General features: G+C 71.5%; 2 protein-coding genes. One reads left to right on the top strand and one right to left on the bottom strand.

Annotation, left to right across the window (positions count from 1 at the left end):
- Positions 1–169: 169 nt before the first annotated feature.
- The gene (locus FNH04_RS42235; RefSeq protein WP_152791539.1) at positions 170–1,372 is read right to left on the bottom strand and encodes a S8 family peptidase; all 1,203 of its coding nucleotides are present in this window, start codon (positions 1,370–1,372) and stop codon (positions 170–172) included.
- A gap of 342 nt (positions 1,373–1,714) precedes the next feature.
- Between FNH04_RS42235 and FNH04_RS42230 the strand changes: the two genes are divergently transcribed.
- Positions 1,715–4,289, top strand: a 2,575-nt coding sequence (locus FNH04_RS42230) for a glycosyltransferase family 1 protein (protein ID WP_322725444.1), incomplete at its 3' end; no start/stop codon positions are given.

Here is a 4,289-nt window from a genome sequence, read left to right as displayed (position 1 = left end):
GAGGTGGGGCCTGCGGGGCGTACCGGAGGAGCCTTCCCACGGTGTCCGGGTGGGCATTCCGGCACTGTGTTAACTACTCACGCGTATGTCTACGCACAAGACCGGCCTCGTCCAGTCAGGGCGAGGCCGGTCCGGTCCTTTCCGCTCTTTGCGAGAGTTTGACCTGGTGCTACGGGTTGTTGACCTGCAGCAGTTCGTTCGGTGAGCCCGCGCCGCGGCCCGTCACCCTGCCCGAAACCGCGCGGTGGACAAGGGCGGTACTCACCTGGGCGGGGGTGGCCCCGCGATGGTCGGCGAGGTGGAGCGCGGCCGCGCCCGCGACATGCGGGGCCGCCATCGACGTACCGTCGAAGGTCACCCTGCCGGTGTCGTCGCGGTGCGAGGCGGAGGTGATCGCCGCGCCGGGCGCGAACAGGTCCAGGCTCGGGCCCCAGTTGGAGAAGACCGCCCGCCGGTCCTTCGTGTCGGTGGCGCCGACCGTGATCGCCTGCTTGACCCGGGCAGGGGAGTAGCTCCGGGCCGACAGCCCGTCGTTGCCCGCCGCCACCGCGTACGTCACTCCGGACGCGATCGAGTTCCGTACGGCCGCGTCGAGTTGCCCGTTGCCGAAACCGCCCAGGCTCATGTTGGCCACCGCCGGCTTCCTCGCGTGCTTCGTCACCCAGTCGATACCCGCGATGACCTGGGCGGTGGTGCCCGCGCCGGCGTCGTCGAGCACACGGACGGCGACCACCCGGGCCTTCTTGGCGACGCCGTACCTGGTGCCCACGGCGGTGCCCGCCACATGGGTGCCGTGGCCGTTGCCGTCCTTGGCGGTCCGGTCGTCGTCGACGAAGTCCCACCCGTAGCTCGCCCGGCCGCCGAAGTCCTGGTGGGTGATCCGGATGCCGGTGTCGATGACGTACACCGTGACGCCCCTGCCCGCCGACTCGGGCCCCGTGTATCTCCGGTCGAGCGGCAGGTCCGGCTGGTCGACGCGGTCGAGGCCCCAGGAGGGCGGGTTCTTCTGCGTGTGGTCGTACGTCACCCGCGTGTCCTGGACGACCGAGGCCACGCGGGAGTCCGCCGCGAGGGCCTTGGCCTGGCGCTCGTTCACCTGCACGGCGTAGCCGTTCAGGACCGAGCCGTACATATGGCTGATTCTCGCCCCGTACTTCTCGGCGATGCCCTTTCCGGCCGCCGAGGGCGCCTTCGTCTCCCCCTTGAGTGTCACGATGTAGCTGCCGCTCACGGAGCCGGGCTCGCCGGCGCCGGATATCCGCCCCTGCGGGGTGGCGCGCGCCGGCAGGGTGACGGCCGAAAGCGCCGCGGCCGTGGCCACCGCGACCAGCCCTCCCGCCCAGCGCAGACGCCTGTTCGCAGTCTGTGCCATCGGTGAGTTCCCCTCCTCAACTCGACGTACGATCGCCGGAGTTCGCCCGGTATGACGGAGAGCGACCGGTACGTCACCGGCAGCGTCTCGTACGGGGCGAAGCCCCACAAGGCACCCTTTTGCGCCTGAGTCGGCACCTGAGTCGGCACCGCTCTCGCGGACCTGGTGGTTCGCCGTCGCGGTCACTCCACGAGTGGTTGCGCCGGGTGGCGCTGAGGGGGCGCGCCCGTGAAGGCACCGTGTCGCCGGGGCACTGACGCCGCTACGGTCGGAGGTGACGAAGGGACCCACAGTGGCGTGGGTCCCTCGGCAGCGCACGTCCTTTCGCGAAGGTGGCAGTCAGTGAAGGCGATCCGCAGGTTCACCGTCCGACCCGTCCTCCCCGAGGCCCTTCACCCGCTCAGCGAACTGGCGCGCAATCTGCGCTGGTCCTGGCACGCCGAGACCCGTGACCTCTTCCAGTCCGTCGATCCGGAGCGCTGGGCCTCCTCGGGAGGCGATCCCGTGCGGCTCCTCGGTAGCGTCCCGGCCGAACGCCTGGCGGAACTGGCCGAGGACCGGCGCTTCCTGCGGCGCCTGGCCGCCGCGGCCGACGATCTGCGCGACTACACGGCGGGCGACCGCTGGTACCAGTCCCAGCCTGAGGGACTCCCGCAGGCCGTTGCGTACTTCTCGCCCGAGTTCGGCATCACCGCCGCCCTCCCGCAGTACTCGGGCGGCCTCGGCATCCTGGCCGGCGACCATCTGAAGGCGGCCAGCGACCTCGGCGTACCGCTCATCGGCGTGGGGCTCCTCTACCGCCACGGCTACTTCCGCCAGACGCTGTCACGGGACGGCTGGCAGCAGGAGCACTATCCGGTGCTCGACCCCAACGAACTCCCCGTGGTGCCGCTGCGGGAGCCCGACGGCTCCGTCGCCCAGGTCTCCCTGGCCCTCCCCGGCGGACGCCGGCTGCTGGCCCGTATCTGGCAGGCGCAGGTCGGCCGCGTCCCCCTGCTGATGCTCGACTCGGACGTGGACGAGAACGACCACGGAGAGCGGGGCGTGACGGACCGGCTGTACGGCGGCGGCAGCGAGCACCGCCTCCTCCAGGAGATGCTGCTGGGCATAGGAGGTGTCCGCGCGGTCCGCACGTACTGCCGTCTCACCGGCCACCCGGTCCCCGAGGTCTTCCACACCAACGAGGGGCACGCCGGCTTCCTGAACCTGGAGCGGATCGCCGAACTCTGCGACGACGGACTGGACTTCGACGCTGGGCTCGAGGCGGTCCGCGCGGGCACGGTCTTCACCACCCACACCCCCGTACCCGCCGGCATCGACCGCTTCGACCGCGAGCTCGTGGCCCGCCACTTCGGCCCGGACGCGGAACTCCCGCGCATCGACGTGGAACGGGTCCTGGGCCTGGGCATGGAGACGTACTCGGGGGGCGACCCGAACGTCTTCAACATGGCGGTGATGGGCCTCAGGCTCGGGCAGCGGGCGAACGGAGTCTCGCTGCTGCACGGCAACGTCAGCCGGGAGATGTTCTCGGGCCTGTGGCCGGGCTTCGAACCGGACGAGGTCCCGATCACCTCCGTGACGAACGGCGTCCACGCCCCCACCTGGGTGGCCCCGGAGGTCTTCCGGCTGGGCGCGCGCCAGATCGGCGCGCAGCGCACCGAGGACGCGATGACGGTCGGCGGCTCGGACCGCTGGGACGCGGTGGGGGACATCCCCGACCAGGACATCTGGGACCTGCGGCGGGTGCTGCGCGAGCAGCTGGTGACGGAGGTACGGCAGCGGCTGTACGCCTCCTGGCGGCAGCGCGGCGCGGGCACGGCCGAACTCGGGTGGATCGACGGCGTACTGGACCCGGACGTCCTCACCATCGGCTTCGCGCGCCGCGTCCCGTCGTACAAACGGCTGACCCTGATGCTGCGCGACCGCGACCGCCTGATGGACCTGCTGCTGCACGAGGAGCGGCCGGTCCAGTTCGTCATCGCGGGCAAGGCCCACCCGGCGGACGACGGCGGCAAACGACTGATCCAGGAACTGGTGAAGTTCGCCGACGACCCCCGCGTACGGCACCGGATCGTCTTCCTCCCGGACTACGGCATGGCCATGGCGCAGAAGCTGTACCCGGGCTGCGACGTATGGCTGAACAACCCGCTGCGCCCGCTGGAGGCGTGCGGGACGAGTGGGATGAAGGCGGCGCTGAACGGCTGCCTGAACCTGTCCGTCCTGGACGGCTGGTGGGACGAGTGGTTCCAGCCGGACTTCGGCTGGGCGATCCCCACGGCGGACGGTACGGCGACGGACGACGACCGCCGGGACGACCTGGAGGCCTCGGCGCTGTACGACCTGCTGGAGCAGCGGGTGGCCCCCCGTTTCTACGAGCGTGGCCAGGGCGGCCTGCCCGACCGCTGGATCGAGATGGTCCGCCAGACGCTGACGCATCTGGGACCGAAGGTGCTGGCGGGACGGATGGTGCGGGAGTACGTCGAGCGGCTGTACGCCCCGGCGGCCCGTTCGCACCGTGAGCTGACCCTCGACGCGGCGCGGGAGCTGGCGGAGTGGAAGGCGAGGGTGCGCTCGGCCTGGCACCGGGTCACGGTGGACCATGTGGAGACCTCGGCGTCCACGGCCACGGCGGAACTCGGGACGACGCTCGCGCTCCGGGTGCGCGTGGGCCTGGGGCAGCTGGCCCCGGACGACGTGGAGGTCCAGGCGGTCTCGGGCCGGGTGGACTCCGAGGACCGCCTCACGGACGCGACGGGTGTCCCGCTGAAGCCGACGGGTGGTCCGGACGGGGAGGGCCGCTGGGTGTACGAGGGCCCGCTGTCGCTCGACCGCACGGGCCCGTTCGGCTACACGGTGCGCATCCTCCCGGCACACCGGCTGCTGGCGTCACCGGCGGAGCTGGGGCTGGTGGCGGTGC

The organism is Streptomyces phyllanthi, from assembly GCF_009377205.1.
In the GTDB taxonomy this organism is placed as follows: Bacteria; Actinomycetota; Actinomycetes; order Streptomycetales; family Streptomycetaceae; genus Streptomyces; species Streptomyces phyllanthi.
Note: the sequence above shows the minus strand (reverse complement) of the source record. Positions and strands in the feature narration are given on the sequence as shown.

Excerpts from the sequence above, each read along its gene's own strand:
- FNH04_RS42235 (WP_152791539.1), bottom strand. The coding sequence starts at position 1,372 with ATGGCACAGACTGCGAACAGGCGTCTGCGCTGGGCGGGAGGGCTGGTC.